Below are 16662 nucleotides of genomic sequence, written 5' to 3'. Positions count from 1 at the left end.
ACTCAAGACTGAGGCTCTCCCGGCAGAAATAGGGTCTTTGCCAGTCGGGCGAGGTTATAAGCATCGACATAACCGGAATGATGGCGTCCTTCCCATTCCAGGCCCGCCATATCCATCGCGGCCCGCAGCCCACAACGCTTATTGGTGACATGACGTTGCAAGCGAAACAGCGTCGCCAGGTTCAGGTATTCATTAAACGGGACTTTCAAATCTTTGGCTTTGCATTCAGCCCGCAAAATCGCATCATCCCGCCCCCAGGCAGCATATATCTTATGCCGGCCACCAAACTTCTGCTCGACGGATTTTAGAATCGTCGCCAGCGGCTTACCGTTTTTGTCAATGACATCCGGCTTAATACCTGTCAGCTCGGTACAAAACGGCGACACTTCGTCGTGCTCCGGCTTGACGAAATATTGTGCCCGGCGAACGATTTGGCCCGTGACTAAATCCAGCTCCGCAACACCAATTTCGATGATTTCTCCGGTCCTTGATTCCCGACCATCATTCCAGCAGCACATTTCGAGATCAAAGCAGACGATACGATTAAAATTCATTCTGTTTCCGGCACAACACTAACAAGGGCACGCAGGATACCATTTCAAAGACAACATGGGCAAAGGCGAGGCCTATCAGAGCAACAATCGATGAAGCCGGTTCTGGTAAGACTTTTTGAGCTGACGCGAAAAACATTCACTACATGATGACGTTTTCTGGTGACTGCAAGCGCTATCCACCACACTCATCAAAAGAAAAACTCAGACGGAGCGAAACACCTTGAAGCGAAGGATTGTACAATGGGCCGCAGCCCTTCTCATTCTCCTCATCGGAGGCATGGGCTTTTTTCACACCGAGCTACGACAGCTCTATCATACCGTGCGTCTGTTTGAGCCCGCTGTCATCGTGAAGAACTTCTCGAACATGGCGCAGATTTTTCCCTCGATCACCATCACACGTACCGGCCCGGTTGATCCATTTGAGGCGTCCCCCCAACCGCTCCCCAGCACTTTTTCATATCAAGGCGCGGATCACTCAATACAACAATGGCTGTCTGCCTCCGGCACTACAGCCCTGGTGGTACTCAAAGGCGATACCATTACCTTTGAGTCCTATTACCAAGGAACCGATGAACATGACTCAAGGATCTCCTGGTCGATGGCGAAGTCATTTCTCAGTGCCTTATTCGGTATCGCGGTTGAGGAAGGGGCCATTGCGGACTTAAGTACACCCGTCACGGATTATGTCCCCGGCCTGAAAGGCTCCGGTTATGACGGCGTTTCGATTAAAGATGTGCTGCAAATGTCCAGTGGGGTGTACTTCAACGAGGATTACGGCGATTTTAACAGCGACATCAACCGGATGGGTCGATTGATGGCGCTCGGGGGCAGTTTTGATGAATTTGCCGCCACGTTACAGCGGTGGCGAACACCGGGCACCTACATGGCGTATGTCAGTATCGACACTCATGTCCTGGGCATGGTGCTGCGCGCCGCCACCGGGCAGAAGATCACAGACTACTTTGAAGCCAAACTCTGGTCCAAAATCCAGCCCGAAGGCGATGCCATTTTCCTGACCGACAGCACCGGGGAACCCATGGTACTGGGTGGCCTGAATATCAAAAGCCGGGACTACTTGCGATTTGGCAAACTGTATCGGGATTTCGGCCGATTCAATGGCGAACAGATTATCCCGGCGCAGTGGATTGAAGACAGTATCACCCCGGATGCGCCACACTTGGTACCGGGAAAAAGAGACAGCGCCAATACCCATTGGGGATACGGTTATCAGTGGTGGATCCCGGAACACGCCAACGAAGAATTTGTCGCTATTGGCATCTACGGCCAGTACATCTACATCAACCGTTTGGCTGATGTCGTGATTGTGAAAAACAGCGCAGATACCCGCTTTATGGAAAACAATTATGAAAGTATGGAACTTGCCCTGACTGCCTTCAGAGCGATCGCGGAGTCTTTAGCGAACAGCCCATAACAATCTGCCCGAAAACATTAACACGACCACAAAAGCTGAAATATCCCCAGACAATCACGGTCCAGATCTGAGTCATCTGCGCTTTGAGGGTTATACCGGGGGATGTATGAAACTGATATTGGCTTTGCTGTACGGACTGTTTTTCGCTTTACCCTTGAGTTTACAGGCTGCGCCTTTCAATAGCTTTATTCTCGATAACCTGACCATTCCCGCGTCGCAAATTTTATCCGGCGGTCCGGGAAAAGACGGCATTCCGGCAATTCTGAAGCCTCGCTTTGTTGCTGCCAGTCAAGCCCGGTTTTTATCCCCTGATGATGTGATCTTAGGCCTCTCCATGGGTGGGGTCAGTAAAGCCTATCCAATCAAAATTCTGAACTGGCACGAGATTGTGAATGACAAAATCAAGGGCCGTTCATTTATCGTCAGTTACTGCCCGCTCTGCGGCTCCGGGATGGCTTTTCTTTCAAAACAACAGGGACGGACTTTGACATTCGGCGTCTCTGGATTACTCTACAATTCGGATGTGTTGATGTATGACCATCAGACCGAATCGCTCTGGTCGCAAATCCGGGGCAAGGCGATTAGTGGTTCGTTATCAGGCCGCTCACTCCAACAATACCCGCTGACTTTGACCCGCTGGCAGGCCTGGCGTGAAGCACATCCGGCAACGCTGGTGCTGTCGACCCAAACCGGCTATGTCCGCAACTATCAGCAAGATCCCTACGCTGGGTACGCCCGCTCCCCTCGCCTCTATTTCCCGGTTGCCAATCAGGCACCCGCCAGCTATCCAACTAAAGAAACCGTGTTGGGATATAAAGGAAAAAATAGCGTCATCGCCTTTCCGTTTTCAGAATTAAGAAAACAAGATAAGCCAAAATTTTCATACACCTTTGAAGGTAACCGACTCCTCATTCACTGGGACAAGGACAATCAATCAGCCTGGATCACAGACCCGCAAGGTCAACTGCTCACAACCACAATCCTCTATTGGTTTGCCTGGTACGCTTTTTACCCTGATTCATTGATTTTCAAGGCATAAGCCCTGCCGCCTAAAGGACTAACTATAGCCCCTCTGTCGAATCGAGGATTTTTTATACAAAGCTAATGTATTCAACGATCAAATATGTCAGGAATATTGACATAATTCACACAAGCAAGAAAAAGCCATTCATAAAGAATGATTTAGTCTATATGCTCCTGCGCGGTTATATCAAACTAGGAACATATAATGAAAAAAACACTGATTAGCTTAGGCCTGATTGCAGCCCTTTCCCCGGCCATGGCGAACGCAGCCGGTGGTTATGTTGGCGCCTCACTGGGTCAAACGACTTATCAAGATTTGGATACTGAAGAAGTAAGAGCTTTTGAATCAGCCATGGGCCTCTCTATTGATGACGAAGATACCGGCTTTAAACTCTTCGGTGGCGCTAACTTCAATGATTTTATCAGCATGGAAGCTCATATTGCGACCTTAGGAGCTGTCACCATTCAAAATAACTTTGCAAAAGCAGAGGTCGAGTCAACTTCACTAGGTGCCGCGCTCGTTGGTAACCTACCGCTAGGTGAGCATTTTAAGCTATTCGGTAAGTTTGGTTTTCATTTCTGGGATACTGAAATAGAAGCCACAGCCAGTAATGTTACATTCACCCAGGATCTGGATGACGGTACGGATACCTTCTTTGGTGCCGGTGCAGTCTACCAGATGGACAGATTCTCTATCCGCGGTGAATTTGAGCGCTACACCCTGGATGAACTCGATGTGGATTTCATCTCTGTAGGCTTAGCTTACCACTTCTAAGCCTGTCACGCTTATCGGGGGCAACCACGTCCCCGATAATATTCCTATCTAAAATCACCCTATCATCAATTAGCCCCGGGAAAACTCGCCACGCAGCCAATTTCTGAGTACCTGCACACTCTCTTGTTTAAGCCTGTCCGGCGGACAAACCAGGTAAAAATGCCGCTGCGGATGAACCACGGCTTGCCCCACCTGAACCAACATGCCAAGCTCAATTTCATCGCGCACAAACTGCTGATGGGTGATCAGTATACCCAATTGACGAATAGTCGCCTGAACCGCCTGCACAGAGGTGTTAAATGTTAAGTTTTTCTGTGAAGAAGGCACCGATACTTCGCTTGCCTGGCACCAAAGCTGCCAGTCATCTTGCCGACGGGGATTGGCCACATAAATCGGCGGATAACGACTTAGCAGCTGCTGAGGGGATTCTTGTGGCTGAGCCAGCAGATGAGGGCTACAGACCATGATCAGCGCATCATCTCCCAGCTTTTCACAGTGATAACCCGGCCAGTCTTCCGGCTGACCGTGGATTAAGGCAACATCAACACCTTCCTGTTCCAGATCAAATACATGGTTCAAGGTGGAAATCCGCACGTCAATCTGCGGTGCGGCTTGCTGAAAGTCGGGCACTCTGGGGATCCACCAGTGCAGCGCCAGGGAGTTCACCATGTTCAAGGTCAACCGGTTGCTGCTCGCTTCCCGGGCCAACGACTCGCTGGCTTCGACAATCTGGGTCAGTGCCGGCGCTACCTGACGATAGTACTTCCGGCCGGCCGCGTTCAGCTCAACCCGGCGTCCGACGCGGCGAAACAGCGGCCGGTTGAGTTGCGCTTCCAGCGCCTTGATCGCCTGGCTCACCGCAGAATGGCTGACATACAGCACCTCGGCCGCATCCGTCATACTCCCGGTTTCAGCCACCGCGACAAAGGCATAAATAGACTTTAAAGGAACGAGCTTTTTCATTTGTAAGTTTTTCTAACCATTTTGGTCAGTATTATTCGCTTTTTTGATTCCTGCAAGCCGCCTACACTGACCGCAACAACTCAGCACAGGCCACAACAGCCCACCAGTCATATACAACCACTCAGGAGGTGCCAATGACAACCGATTTCCGGCCAGTCTTATTGATGCTGGCCTCTACTTTCAGCCTGTCTTTGAACGGCCTGCTCGCCAAATGGCTCACCGACAGCTTCAGCATCGAAACCCTGGGTTTCCTGCGCTTTATTTTACCCGCAGTGTTCATGCTGGCGATGCTGAAAGTCTCCGGGTGGGTCGTCCCGGCCCGCTCGCATTGGCGGAGTATTACCCTGCGCTCACTGTGCATCATCGGCAGTCAGATCTGTTTTTTGATCGCCCTGAACACCTTAACCCTGATTGAAAGCGTGGTGCTGTTCAGTACCGGCCCCCTGTTCATCCCTTTATTAGAAAAAATGATTTTCAAAACCCCGGTACGACCGCTGACACTGGCCTGCCTGGCCATCACCTTTGTCGGCGTCCTGCTTCAGGCAGAAAGCTCGCAAGGCATCAACATACGCCCGGAACTGCTGGTAGGCTTGGCCGCCGGATTCTTTAACGCTTGCTCACAACTCACCCTGTTTCGGGGCAGTAAAAGTCAACTCCCTGCAACAGCACTCAATGGGTGGTGTTTTCTCATGGCCGGCCTCTTTATGCTGCCCCTGGCGCTGGCAGACGTCTGGCGACATGGTTTACCCGAATTGGCCATCACAGCTCCAGAAAACCTGGCGTTACTTTTTCTGCTCTTGCTGGCGGTGAGTACCACCAACACCCAATTGTGCCGGGCCAAAGCCTACCAGTATGCCCAAACCGGCTCCCAACTTGCCCCGCTCATCTATACCAACCTGGCCTTTGCCCTGATCTGGCAACTCAGCTTCTTTGAGCAACAACTGCACGGGCATCAAATCAGCGGCATTGCGCTGATTATCATCGCCACTGTGCTCAATACTTTCGGGCCCGGCTGGTTGCAGGCTCTTCGTCACCGCAGACCAACAGCACATCCCTGAGTTTGCAATATCAAACATCGCTCATGTGATCCGGGCTTTCACTCACTGAATACAGAAAACCCAGTTGACCGCAATGCCGCCGATCTATAGTTATTAATCATCAACATAAAACAAACGATCAGGCGGTGATGATGACAACCGGACTTTATCTGTTCTCCAATGATCTGCGACTGCATGACAATCCCGCGCTACAGCGGGCAGCCGATGAAGTCGACACCCTGCTGTGTGTTTACTGCCTGCCCCTGAGTAAAGTCAACCGACTGCCCTATCACACCAACCCACTCGGCCCCTGGCGCCAGCAGTTTCTCCTGCAGTCACTGGCCGATCTGGACCTGCAACTCACCGAGCTCGGACAACAACTGCTGATTGTACTGGAACATCCGCTGAACACACTGCCGGCACTCATTACCCAATACAATATCACCCGCCTCTATCGCAGCCAGCATGCCGGATATTATGAAAACCAAAGCTGGCAAACTTTGACCGAACGCTATCCTTACCTGATATTCACCACCACGCCCAGCCATACGCTCTTTACCCCGGAAGCGCTTCCGTTCCACATTGAGCAGCTTCCGCCCACCTTCTCGCAGTTTCGCAAGCTGGTTGATGATCTGCCGATCCGGCAGCCGCTCCCGGACTTGGCCCGTTTACCACCGCCCCCAAAAAATATGCTCCATTTTGATGTGCTGAGCCCGCTGCTCACCCATCGCCCTTCTGTTTTTCAAGGTGGTGAACAAGCGGCGCTCAGACAACTTGAGGGCTATTTCGCCAGTCGTGCCCCCAGCGACTACAAACAGACCCGAAATGCCCTTGACGGTTGGGAGAACTCCACCAAGCTCTCGCCCTGGCTGGCGCTGGGCAGCCTTTCAGCCAACACCCTGATCGAGCGCCTACAGCACTACGAAAGCCACGTTGAGCGCAACAACTCAACTGCCTGGATCAAGTTTGAACTGCTGTGGCGCGAATACTTTCAGTGGTATGCCCATCGTTACCCGACCAGGCTGTTCGCCTTTCAAGGCATCAAGCCTCACCGGCCCAACACCAGTTACTATGCCGAGCGCTACCGACGCTGGTGTAACGGCAATACGCCTTACCCCATCGTGAACGCCTGTATGCACCAGCTTAATCAAACCGGATATATGTCAAATCGGGGCCGGCAACTGGTTGCCAGCTGTCTGGTCCATGAGCTGAGCCTGGACTGGCGCTACGGCGCCGCCTACTTTGAACAGCAACTGCTTGATTACGATGTGGCGTCAAACTGGGGCAACTGGCAGTACATCGCCGGAGTCGGTGCCGATCCCAAAGAACATCGCCATTTTCATCTGGAAAAACAGACCCAACGTTATGATCCGGACGGCGCCTTTATCCGTAAGTGGAAAGGCGATCAACACGACGGCAACCTGGATGCCATGGATGCTGCTGACTGGCCTCAACTCTGAAGCAAATCACGACGCTGAAGCCATTCAACGACCCCGAAGCAACTCGGCCACGGCCTCAGACGCCATTTCACACCCACCGTTATTCTTCAATGTTGATGCGCAAGACAAACTATCGAACACTGCAGCTGATCCTTGGCGAGCAGCTCAGCCCGGACCGACAACAAGCCGTGCTGGACCGGGCTGAATACTGTTTAGCGCATTTATCAGAGCTGTAGCAGGAACGATAGCAGTAGTGTTTGGGTTTTACTCCTCAGCGATGATTGCTGCGATGGTTTGCTGCGCCGATTCCCTGGCTGGCGTAAAAACCGGAGCCGTCTCCACTTCTTTGAGCCGGGCGGTAAAGTGGCGCAACACTTCCGGCTCGTAGGTGAAAGTCAGCCCTTTCACATGCATCGCATTGGCTTTCACTTTCTCGAACGCCTCAATGATGAAGTCCATGTGCGTCTGGGTATAGGTTGCCCGCGGAATCGTCAGACGCAGCAATTCTGCCGGACAAGGCATCTGCTCACCGGTGGCCGGATCGCGTCCCAGCAGCAAAGAGCCGATTTCCACCGCACGGATCCCGGCGACTTTATACAGCTCACAGGCCAGCGCATGGGCCGGGAATTGCTCGGACGGAATATGCGGCAACAGCTTCCCGGCATCGACAAACGCCGCATGACCACCAGCCTGCTGACAAACGATGCCGACCGCTTCCAGCCCGTCGACCAGATATTTGACCTGACCGATCCGGTACGCCAGCCAGTCCTGACGCATCCCTTCGTAGAGGCCAACGGACAGACGTTCCATTGCGCCCCCTTCCAGCCCGCCATAGGTCGGAAAGCCTTCCTGCACCACACACAACGTGCGGCACTCGGTGTAAACATCGAACAGCGTGTCGTCTTTAAAACAAAGCAGCCCGCCCATCTGTACCATGGCATCTTTCTTGGCAGACATCGCCAGCCCGTCAGCATATTTATAGGACTCGCGAGTAATGTCCTGAATCGACCAATCCTGATACCCCGGCTCGCGCTGCTGAATAAAATACGCATTTTCCGCAAAACGGGCCGAATCCATGATCACCGGAATATCATACTTTCGGGCAATCTCATACACAGATTTTAAATTAGCGATGGAGACCGGCTGCCCCCCGGAAGAATTACAGGTAATGGTGCTGACAATATAAGGCACATTGGCCGGACCGGCTTCCAGAATTGCCTGCTCTAATTTTTCCAGATCAAAATTTCCTTTAAAATCCGCCTCAACTGAGGTGTCGAACGCGTCTTCAGTATAAACATTTTTTGCCACGCAACAGTTAATTTGGGTATGGCCCTGGGTGGTATCAAAGAAATAATTCGACAATGCCACCATTTTACCGCGATCCAGTCCTTTTTCTTTTTCACGCTTTTTAATCAGTACCGGAATATAAATTTGTTCCGCACCCCGCCCTTGGTGCGTCGGGATCGTGTATTGATAACCAAAAATGTCTTTCACCGCATCCGCCAGGGCATGATAACTACGGCTGCCGCTGTAGGCTTCATCGCCGCGCAGCATCGCCGCCTGCATCTCCTGGGTGATCGCACCGGTGCCGCTGTCGGTCAGTAAATCAATGAACACATCTTCACTGTCGAGCAGAAATGGGTTCATTCCGGCTTCCAGAATGGCTTGCTCGCGATATTCCCGGGTTGTTCTTTTGACCGGCTCAATCACACGAATACGAAATGGCTCAGGTAAATGTTTAAAGTTTTCCATTTTAAAACCCTTGGTTCTGTTTTCTCGTTACTCGAACAGGCCTCCATCAAGTACAGGACGAGCCAATAAGAGAACGATGAAAAGCATTTACTTTTTGACAATAGAAACCCATACACCATTCATTTACTCAATGGTGACGGCACTATCAAAAACTGATGAGATTGACGCTCTGAAAAATAAATTAGACTACAATGGGAGAAACCCGGTTCTATCAACAACAGAGACAATCATTCAGTGCACAGAACATGTGCAGGCAGGATTAGTACGAAGGGAAAAAGAAGGCAATTTTATAGTCGAGGGTAAACCAATCGCTGAGTATGACTAATTTATTCATCACAACACCTATTTGAAAGCCACGGTCATTTTAAAACGATGCTTATTTAAAACTATGCTTATTCGAAAATTAGGGTCATTTGAAAACTAAGCTTCCAAATGTCCTATGTATCATTATCTATAAATCAGCGTAGGCGTCTTTCATCAAAATATCAAAACGAGATCTCCACAACAAAAATCTAACATTTCCCGAATTTAACCATGGTACCTTCTGGCCACGGTGCCTATCCATACATCCAACAGGCGGCCCAAGGCCGCCTGGTTGACCGCTTCCGGCTCCCGCATTACCTGCGATCAGGATTCCAGAACCGACAAGAGTACTTTCAGCCCCTCATCCAGCTTCGCCTTCTGGGTTGCATCCAAAGCCTCCAGTCGGGATTCCATATTATTGACATGAGCACTCACTGCCTTTTCAATCAAATCCAGCCCTTTGTCCGTCAGCTGAACCAACATGCTGCGGGCATCATTCGGGTTGGGCAGACGCTCGATCAGCCCACTGCTTTCCAGCCGCTTCATCCGGTGCGTCATGGTTCCGGAGGTGATCATCAAGGTCGAAAACAAGGTTGTCGGCGCCAGCCGATACGGCGCGCCGGAACGACGCAAGGTCGCCAGCACGTCGAATTCCCAGCCACTGAGTCCGAACTTAGAAAATGTATTATCCAGCATCGGTTGCGAGAGTACCGAGCAGCGTTTGAGGCGACCAAAAGTGGCCATCGCTCCCAGACTTAAATCAGGCCGTTCGTTTTGCCACTGGCTAATAATGGCATCAACTGCATCCGCAGGTAGGTTCGTCTGCTCCGCACCATTTTCCGGCTTGACGTCTAATTTGCTCATCTCTGCATCCTTCTTCATTGTCATTGAGGGTGTTCAATTTGTCACAATTTTATCTTGACATCAAGACAAACAACATCCAAAGTAAGTTTATCTTGAAATAAAGATAAATTTACAAGGAAGGACACCATGACAGGTTTCACTGCAAACAAAGTTGTTTTCAACACCCTACTGACGGCACTCACGCCGGTGATCTGGGGCTCCACCTATATTGTAACGACTGAATGGCTGCCGCCGGATCGCCCCTTCACCGCAGCGTTAATCCGCTGCCTGCCAGCCGGATTGCTGCTGATCCTGTGGAGCCGGGCGGCACTGCCGGCCCGGATCTGGCCCAAACTGATCACCCTGTCGCTGCTCAATATCGGGATCTTCCAGGCGCTGCTGTTTGTTGCGGCCTACCGCCTGCCGGGCGGCATTGCCGCTGTGGTCGGGGCGATTCAGCCCCTGCTGGTGATGTTGCTGGCCTGGTCTATCGATCACAACCGGCCCGCACTGGTGACGTTAGGGGCTGCGCTTGCCAGCATCCTGGGGATGTCACTGCTGTTTGTCTCTCCCGACAGCCAGTGGGATCCCATCGGCTTAGCAGCAGCCGCTGCCGGGACTGGCGCCATGGCCTTGGGCACTTTCCTGTCCCGTCGCTGGCAAACCGGCATTCCCCTGCTGGCCTTTAGCGGATGGCAACTGTTTATCGGCGGCTTGTTCCTGGCCCCGGTCGCCATGCTGGTCGATCCGCCGCTACCGCAACTGACCCCGGAAAACATGATGGGCTATGGCTACCTGACGATTTTCGGTGCCCTGATTGCCTACACCCTGTGGTTCCGTGGCATCAAGCTGCTGTCACCCACCTCTGTTTCGGCGCTGGGGCTGCTGAGCCCGCTCACCGCACTCGTCCTCGGCTGGGTCGTGCTGGATCAGTTCCTGGATCTTCGCCAGATGGGCGGCATCCTGACCGTGCTGATAGCCATTACCGTGCTCCAATGGCAGCCCGCACCAAAACAGCTGCAACCTCAGAAAGCCTGAGCCAAACACGACATTTACTAATTGAACACATCATCCAAATCATTACGAGGAAATCATCATGAACTTGACACGCAGCGCTACTGCACAAAACACCGTTGCCAACCTGCTGGAATCTCGCTCGACAACCGGCCTCTATGATCCAGAGAAAACCCTGGCGCCGGAAACCATCCGCGAGCTGGTTCGCCTGGCAAGTTTTTCCCCATCGGCATTTAATATGCAAAACTGGTACTTTGTCGCGGTACACACACCGGAGAGCAAAGAAAAACTGTCGGCATTGGCCTACGGCCAGCCTCAGATCAAAGCGGCCGCGGTGACGTATATCGTCTGTGGCCAGATGGAAGGATACCGGGAACTGGCCAAGACATTGCAACTGTCCGTTGACAAGCAGATCATCTCTCCCGCGATTCAGCAATCCTGGGTAGATACGGTCACATCAATGCACGAAAATGACCGCCAGTTACAACGAGATGAAGCCATCCGCTCCGCCTCATTATCGGCCATGAGCCTGATCATTGCGGCCGAAGGCATGGGTCTGGCGTCCGGTGCGGTCGGCGGCTTTGACGCGGACGGTATTGTCGCGGAATTTGGCTTAAGTGCGCAGGATATTCCGGTGTTGCTGGTCACGGTTGGTTATGCGAGCGAGGGCAACTGGCCGCAGAAAGTCCGCAAACCAGTCGAGGCAATCCTGGACATCTGCTAATCTTTCGGGAAGTGGCCACTCCGGCCACTTCCCGCCGGCCTTTCATCAGACGATGCCTCAGCTTTCGAACCTAATCCTACCCCGCCTAAATGCACCTACGCACATAAATTCTACCTAAGCCGATGATTCTGCCGCGCCGTTTGTTAAAATAGCGACGAAAAATAACAGCCATAATATTACACAAGGAAGTGAACGTGAGTCAGTCAGCCACCCCGCAAGCCGCCGTGCTTTCGCAAATCAACGTCTTTCCGGTCAAATCAATTCGCGGCCTGAGCCTGTCGCAGGCCTGGGTCGAAAGGCAAGGCCTCAGCTTCGATCGCCGCTTTATGGTCGCCAAGCCCGACGGCAGTATGATCACCGCCCGCAAGCACCCGGCCCTGGTCAAAGTGACCACCACGCTCCAGCCGCAGGGCCTGACCCTGAGCTACCCGGAGATGTCGCCGCTGGTACTGAAATACGATCAGTTCGCCCTGAACGAAACCGATACCCAGGTGTGGAAAGACAGCTTCAGCGCCTATACCACCACGTCGAAAGCCGATGCCTGGTTCAGCCATCTCCTCGGCGAGCCGGTCAAACTGCTATTCACTGGTGAGCAATCCAACCGGGTGCGGCCGAAAATCCGGCAAAACGTCAGCTTTGCCGACGGTTACCCAATGCTAGTGATCAGTGAAGGTTCGCTGCAAGCGCTGAACGATCGCAGCACCCAGCGCCATTCAATGGATCAGTTTCGCACCAACCTGGTGGTTTCCGGCACCGAGCCGTTTGCCGAGGACAGCTGGAAACGCATTCGGATCGGGGAAGTGGAATTCGAGGCGGTGAAACCCTGCGCGCGCTGTATTCTGACCACGGTCGACCCGAAAACCGGCCAGTTCAACGAACGCAAAGAGCCGCTTGCCACCCTGCTGAAATTCCGCGCCGATCAGAGCGGTGATGTCTTTTTCGGTCAGAATCTCGTCGCCCGTAACGAAGGCGTGATCAGAGCCGGCGATCTGGTTGAGGTACTGGAAACCAAACCCAAAGAAGTTTATCCCGACAACAGCACCCTGAATCTGACGCTCACCTGCGTCGAGCGTGAAACCATTGCCCGGGATTTCTGTACCTTCTGGCTCGAACCGGTCAAACAGCAGACCCTGCCCGCCTATCAGCCGGGCCAGCACCTGCCGATCCAACTGGAAATCAATGGCGAGTTTATCTCCCGCCGGTACACCCTTTCTTCCAGCCCGTCGCGCCCCGGCCGTTACGCCATCTCCGTCAAACGTGTCGATGAAGGGCGGGTGTCTAACTGGCTTCATGATCACTTCCAGGTCGGTGACAGCCTGGTGGCCGAGCAGCCGAACGGCAGCTTCCATCTGGGTGTTCATACCGACAAGCTGCTCCTGCTCTCGGCAGGCAGCGGGATCACCCCGATGCTCTCCATGCTGCGCTATCTGGCTGACCATCAGCAAATCAAGGATGTGGTGTTTTATCATCAGTGCCGCACCCGGCAGGACATTCCATGCCAGCAAGAATTGGATTTACTGAGCGCACAGTTCCCGCAGCTAAGCGTGCAGATCGCCCTCAGCCGTCCGGATACGTCATGGCAGGGGCTCACAGGTCGTCTGGATAACGTACACCTGAACCAGATTCCGGCCCTGAATGAGCGCCAGGTCTTTGTCTGCGGTCCGGGAGAGTTTATGAGTGAGGCCAAACGCCTGCTGCTGGCCCGCGGCCTGGATGAGTCCCACTATCATCAGGAAGCCTTCGGCCCGATCCGGGGCAACGCCGCGCCGGTCAAAGCCGTCACAATTAGCGTGGATGGCAACCTGTTTGAGGGAGATAACCAGAAAACCCTGCTGGATCAGGCTGAAGATGCCGGACTGGGTATGGCTTACAGCTGTCGCGCCGGATTCTGCGGCTCCTGTAAAGTAACGTTGGAATCAGGGCAGGTCGAGCAACCGGATGTACCGGCCCTGTTGCCGGGCGATCGCGAAGCCGGTCGGGTGCTGGCCTGTTGCTGTATTCCGAAAACGGATATCGAAGTGGTGTCCTGACCCTTCCATCCCCCCGGCAATCAGTCAATGCACCGTTGCCGGATACAACTATGCCCGGCATTTGCCGGGCATAGCCTTTTTCAGCGTACCGAATTACTGCTTACTCAGCACATACTGCTCAGCTAAATCGCCGGTGATCCGTTGGCCTTCCTGATCCAGGCGGAACAACTGATTCTCAGCGACAAAATACTGGGCAAATGCGCCGTCATCAGACGGAACCGAAATCGTATTTCCGGCCGCATTCCAGTTGAAATTCCCGTTTGAGGAGAACTCACCGTTTTCTTTCCCCAAATATTTTTCGGTAAGCGAATACGTGCCATCCGTATTCAGAGTCAGCGTCACTTTAATCCCATCGCAATCGGCGCAAGGCAGGGTGCCTTGATAGGTTCCGTTCCAATCCAGGGCATTCTGAGCGTTATGAGCTGCATCAACATAAACTTCCTGTTCAGCAGCGGCTTTCGTCTCTGCCTGCTCAACGCCAGCGGTATCAACAACGTCTGTTTGCTGGGCCTGCACCGCGGCAGCGTCGGTTTGCTCCTGAGTCGATGAGGATTGCTGATCACAACCAGCCAGCGCCAAACCAGCAATCGCCAGTACCAGTAATGTCTTTTTCATGATGACTCCTTCAATTCTAAAGCATCGAACACAGTGCAATTATAGTGACCCTTTTGTGCGCGCAGCGTCATCGCCAGGTTAGGGCTCAGTCAAAAAAACAGTCGAATATCAAGACTTTGTCAAATACAGAATAGGACCCGCGCCAAAGGCTCCCTTGAGTGTAGTGAAAAACACAGTAATCCGGCCTGCTGATTCTCAGCCCGCTCCACGCCGTAAAGGCAACCTACCAGCATGCTTTTGCCATCTGCTTAAGAAAGCCGAGCTCGACCAGCGTCGACATGTAGCTTTGCGGCTTGCGTTGAACTTCCTGCTCAATCAGGGCAATCATTCCCGGTTTAAAACCTTCCTCCGGGAAACGGGCCAAGACCTCCGCGATCGTCCGCCGGTTCAGATCATGGCCCCAGAGCCCGGCCACATCAGCCCCGGCACCAAAATGCAGCAGTGCGATTTCCGGATCGCAGCGGTGCGCGACCCCCACCGAATTGTGCAACGCCACCATTTCATGCACCAGATCCGCTTTCTGGGGTGCCAGATCGTGCCTCAGGCAAAACTCGCGGGCCGCCCGTGCACCTTCAATCTCAAACGTCTCCGCACCCGCGTAAGTCTCGGTCAGGCCGAGATCATGCATCACAGAACCGACAAAAAAGACTTCCTGATCGATCGGCTGCTTCACCTTATGGGCCATCGCCAGTCCGAAGGCATAACTGCGCAGCGAGTGATTTAACAGAAACGTCGGACTACACTCGGTCACCAGCGCCAGAGCTTTCTGGCTCAACGCACTGTCCGGGATCGCGTACGCTTCCGGCGGCAGATAAGGCGGCTGGTGGCGGCGTATCCGACTCCGGGCCTTGCTGAGCGATGATGTCACAGCGCCGGATGCCAGGTGACACAGCATACAGGCTTTTCCCGGTTTGGGCTTGGTGGTGGTTAACGCGCTCATATCTCTATCTCCTTGTTCAAGCAATCAATTGCGCCAGATTCGGTTGAAAACTGTACCGGATCTGCCACAATCCCCAAGTGGCCGATATGACAATGAACGCAACAAATCAGACAATGCAATCATTCCGCGAAGAAGCAAGCAATAATCCAGCAATAGACAAGCAACGATCAGATAAAGCAGTATCAAGTGAGCGCGTCCCGCAAGCCCGGCATCAGATCGCCGTGGCGCTCTATGACGGCGTGGTACCAACCGATGCTTTCCTGCCCTGCGATACCTTTTCGCGCGTCATCTTAAGCAACGGAGACCACCCGTATCAGGTGAAACTGTGTGCCGATTCGCCCGTGATCCGGCACCCGTTTGGCACTCTCGCAGCGCCACACACAGTCGAGGATCTTATCCAGGCCAATACGGTGATCCTGCCCGGCCTTCATGATCCGCTCGCCCCGTTACCTGAGGCACTATTAAGCGCCGTACGACAGGCGGCCCAACGCGGTGCCCGAATCGCCTCCATCTGTACCGGGGCGTTTGTACTGGCGGCCACGGGTCTACTGGACGGACGCCGGGCCACCACCCACTGGCACTATGCCGGGTTGCTCCGAGAAAAGTATCCGACCATCACTGTCGATCCGGATGTGCTGTACATCGACCACGGCCAGCTACTGACTTCAGCAGGTGCCCTGGCCGGGGTCGATCTCTGTTTGCATCTGATCCGCAGCGATGTCGGCGCTCAGGCCGCCGCCCACTGTGCCCGAATGTCGGTCATGCCACTGGAGCGCAGCGGCGGGCAGAAACAATTCATCCCCACCCCGCCGGTGGCCGACAGTGCGTACTCACTTCAGCCGCTATTGCAATGGGCCGAAGCCCATTTGGCTGAAGCAATCTCCGTGACCGAACTGGCCCGGCGAAGCGCCGTGAGCCCTCGCACTTTGCATCGTCGGTTTCTCGAGCAACTGGGGATGCCGCCCACGACCTGGCTTCTCCAGCGCCGGATCCACCTCGCCAGGCAACTGTTGGAGTCGACCCAACGTTCCATCGAGCAGGTGGCTGGGGAAAGCGGCCTAGGCTCCGCTGCGAATCTGCGCAAGAAATTCCTGCAGATGGTTGGCACCAGCCCGAGCGCCTATCGCAAAGCGTTTCGCAGCCCGGCCCCGGAAATGCAGGCACAGGGACAAGCTGAGCCCTGAGTCGATATCGGGAACAAGGCTTGCATTTACGCCA

16 protein-coding genes are annotated in these 16662 nt (G+C 53.5%); 9 read left to right on the top strand and 7 right to left on the bottom strand.

What is annotated here, in order from left to right; genetic code table 11:
* Positions 1-2: 2 nt before the first annotated feature.
* Positions 3-554 carry a 3'-5' exonuclease gene (locus NNL38_RS20910; RefSeq protein WP_255390793.1) on the bottom strand — a complete coding sequence of 184 codons (552 nt, stop codon included), beginning with the start codon at positions 552-554 and terminating at the stop codon, positions 3-5.
* Positions 555-831: 277 nt separating this feature from the next.
* Here NNL38_RS20910 and NNL38_RS20905 point away from each other — a divergent pair, with 277 nt between their 5' ends.
* From NNL38_RS20905 to NNL38_RS20895, 3 genes are all read left to right on the top strand, one after another.
* Positions 832-1986 (top strand): serine hydrolase domain-containing protein, encoded by a 1155-nt coding sequence (locus NNL38_RS20905; protein WP_255390792.1) that lies wholly within the window; start codon positions 832-834, stop codon positions 1984-1986.
* 106 nt (positions 1987-2092) lie between these two features.
* Positions 2093-3025, top strand: coding sequence for a DUF3179 domain-containing protein (locus NNL38_RS20900; protein WP_255390791.1), 933 nt, complete (start codon positions 2093-2095; stop codon positions 3023-3025).
* A gap of 189 nt (positions 3026-3214) precedes the next feature.
* The gene (locus NNL38_RS20895) at positions 3215-3784 is read left to right on the top strand and encodes a porin family protein (protein ID WP_255390790.1); all 570 of its coding nucleotides are present in this window, start codon (positions 3215-3217) and stop codon (positions 3782-3784) included.
* Positions 3785-3853: 69 nt separating this feature from the next.
* Here the strand turns inward: NNL38_RS20895 and NNL38_RS20890 are convergent, their stop codons facing one another.
* Positions 3854-4747 (bottom strand): LysR substrate-binding domain-containing protein, encoded by an 894-nt coding sequence (locus NNL38_RS20890; RefSeq protein ID WP_255390789.1) that lies wholly within the window; start codon positions 4745-4747, stop codon positions 3854-3856.
* Positions 4748-4881: 134 nt separating this feature from the next.
* Here NNL38_RS20890 and NNL38_RS20885 point away from each other — a divergent pair, with 134 nt between their 5' ends.
* Together NNL38_RS20885 and NNL38_RS20880 are read left to right on the top strand one after the other, a co-directional pair.
* Positions 4882-5805, top strand: a complete 924-nt coding sequence (locus NNL38_RS20885) for a DMT family transporter (RefSeq protein ID WP_255390788.1) — start codon at positions 4882-4884, stop codon at positions 5803-5805.
* Positions 5806-5936: 131 nt separating this feature from the next.
* On the top strand, positions 5937-7244 hold the full coding sequence (locus tag NNL38_RS20880; RefSeq protein WP_255392299.1) for a DASH family cryptochrome: 1308 nt from the start codon (positions 5937-5939) through the stop codon (positions 7242-7244).
* Positions 7245-7487: 243 nt separating this feature from the next.
* Here NNL38_RS20880 and tnaA read toward each other — a convergent pair whose 3' ends face one another.
* The 3 genes from tnaA to NNL38_RS20870 all read right to left on the bottom strand — a co-directional run bounded on the left by tnaA (position 7488) and on the right by NNL38_RS20870 (position 10142).
* Entirely contained in the window at positions 7488-8975 is a 1488-nt protein-coding gene (tnaA, locus tag NNL38_RS20875) for a tryptophanase (RefSeq protein WP_255390787.1), read from the bottom strand.
* 259 nt (positions 8976-9234) lie between these two features.
* Positions 9235-9309, bottom strand: coding sequence for a tryptophanase leader peptide (tnaC, locus tag NNL38_RS24805; RefSeq protein WP_369414639.1), 75 nt, complete (start codon positions 9307-9309; stop codon positions 9235-9237).
* Between the two features lie 293 nt (positions 9310-9602).
* On the bottom strand, positions 9603-10142 hold the full coding sequence (locus tag NNL38_RS20870; protein WP_255390786.1) for a MarR family winged helix-turn-helix transcriptional regulator: 540 nt from the start codon (positions 10140-10142) through the stop codon (positions 9603-9605).
* 126 nt (positions 10143-10268) lie between these two features.
* Between NNL38_RS20870 and NNL38_RS20865 the strand changes: the two genes are divergently transcribed.
* The 3 genes from NNL38_RS20865 to NNL38_RS20855 all read left to right on the top strand — a co-directional run bounded on the left by NNL38_RS20865 (position 10269) and on the right by NNL38_RS20855 (position 13889).
* The gene (locus tag NNL38_RS20865) at positions 10269-11159 is read left to right on the top strand and encodes an EamA family transporter (protein WP_255390785.1); all 891 of its coding nucleotides are present in this window, start codon (positions 10269-10271) and stop codon (positions 11157-11159) included.
* 58 nt (positions 11160-11217) lie between these two features.
* Complete coding sequence (locus NNL38_RS20860; RefSeq protein ID WP_255390784.1) at positions 11218-11859, top strand: nitroreductase family protein; 642 nt, start codon at positions 11218-11220, stop codon at positions 11857-11859.
* A gap of 194 nt (positions 11860-12053) precedes the next feature.
* Positions 12054-13889, top strand: coding sequence for a hybrid-cluster NAD(P)-dependent oxidoreductase (locus NNL38_RS20855; protein WP_255390783.1), 1836 nt, complete (start codon positions 12054-12056; stop codon positions 13887-13889).
* Between the two features lie 93 nt (positions 13890-13982).
* Here NNL38_RS20855 and NNL38_RS20850 read toward each other — a convergent pair whose 3' ends face one another.
* The gene (locus NNL38_RS20850) at positions 13983-14504 is read right to left on the bottom strand and encodes a copper resistance protein NlpE (protein ID WP_255390782.1); all 522 of its coding nucleotides are present in this window, start codon (positions 14502-14504) and stop codon (positions 13983-13985) included.
* A 223-nt stretch (positions 14505-14727) separates the two neighbouring features.
* The gene (locus NNL38_RS20845) at positions 14728-15444 is read right to left on the bottom strand and encodes an HD domain-containing protein (RefSeq protein WP_255390781.1); all 717 of its coding nucleotides are present in this window, start codon (positions 15442-15444) and stop codon (positions 14728-14730) included.
* A gap of 86 nt (positions 15445-15530) precedes the next feature.
* Between NNL38_RS20845 and NNL38_RS20840 the strand changes: the two genes are divergently transcribed.
* On the top strand, positions 15531-16628 hold the full coding sequence (locus tag NNL38_RS20840; RefSeq protein ID WP_255390780.1) for a GlxA family transcriptional regulator: 1098 nt from the start codon (positions 15531-15533) through the stop codon (positions 16626-16628).
* The last annotated feature ends 34 nt before the right edge of the window (positions 16629-16662 follow it).

Origin of the sequence: Photobacterium atrarenae (assembly GCF_024380015.1) — a bacterium.
Taxonomy (GTDB): domain Bacteria; phylum Pseudomonadota; class Gammaproteobacteria; order Enterobacterales; family Vibrionaceae; genus Photobacterium; species Photobacterium atrarenae.
The sequence above is the reverse complement of the archived record's forward strand: the minus strand, read 5'-3'. Positions and strand labels throughout refer to the sequence as shown.

Bases quoted from the DNA above. Each gene is read 5' to 3' on its own strand.
- NNL38_RS20910 (WP_255390793.1), bottom strand. From the start codon at position 554: ATGAATTTTAATCGTATCGTCTGCTTTGATCTCGAAATGTGCTGCTGG.
- NNL38_RS20905 (WP_255390792.1), top strand. From the start codon at position 832: ATGGGCTTTTTTCACACCGAGCTACGACAGCTCTATCATACCGTGCGT.
- NNL38_RS20900 (WP_255390791.1), top strand. From the start codon at position 2,093: ATGAAACTGATATTGGCTTTGCTGTACGGACTGTTTTTCGCTTTACCC.
- NNL38_RS20895 (WP_255390790.1), top strand. From the start codon at position 3,215: ATGAAAAAAACACTGATTAGCTTAGGCCTGATTGCAGCCCTTTCCCCG.
- NNL38_RS20890 (WP_255390789.1), bottom strand. From the start codon at position 4,747: ATGAAAAAGCTCGTTCCTTTAAAGTCTATTTATGCCTTTGTCGCGGTG.
- NNL38_RS20885 (WP_255390788.1), top strand. From the start codon at position 4,882: ATGACAACCGATTTCCGGCCAGTCTTATTGATGCTGGCCTCTACTTTC.
- NNL38_RS20880 (WP_255392299.1), top strand. From the start codon at position 5,937: ATGACAACCGGACTTTATCTGTTCTCCAATGATCTGCGACTGCATGAC.
- tnaA (WP_255390787.1), bottom strand. From the start codon at position 8,975: ATGGAAAACTTTAAACATTTACCTGAGCCATTTCGTATTCGTGTGATT.
- NNL38_RS20870 (WP_255390786.1), bottom strand. From the start codon at position 10,142: ATGAGCAAATTAGACGTCAAGCCGGAAAATGGTGCGGAGCAGACGAAC.
- NNL38_RS20865 (WP_255390785.1), top strand. From the start codon at position 10,269: ATGACAGGTTTCACTGCAAACAAAGTTGTTTTCAACACCCTACTGACG.
- NNL38_RS20860 (WP_255390784.1), top strand. From the start codon at position 11,218: ATGAACTTGACACGCAGCGCTACTGCACAAAACACCGTTGCCAACCTG.
- NNL38_RS20850 (WP_255390782.1), bottom strand. From the start codon at position 14,504: ATGAAAAAGACATTACTGGTACTGGCGATTGCTGGTTTGGCGCTGGCT.
- NNL38_RS20845 (WP_255390781.1), bottom strand. From the start codon at position 15,444: ATGAGCGCGTTAACCACCACCAAGCCCAAACCGGGAAAAGCCTGTATG.
- NNL38_RS20840 (WP_255390780.1), top strand. From the start codon at position 15,531: ATGACAATGAACGCAACAAATCAGACAATGCAATCATTCCGCGAAGAA.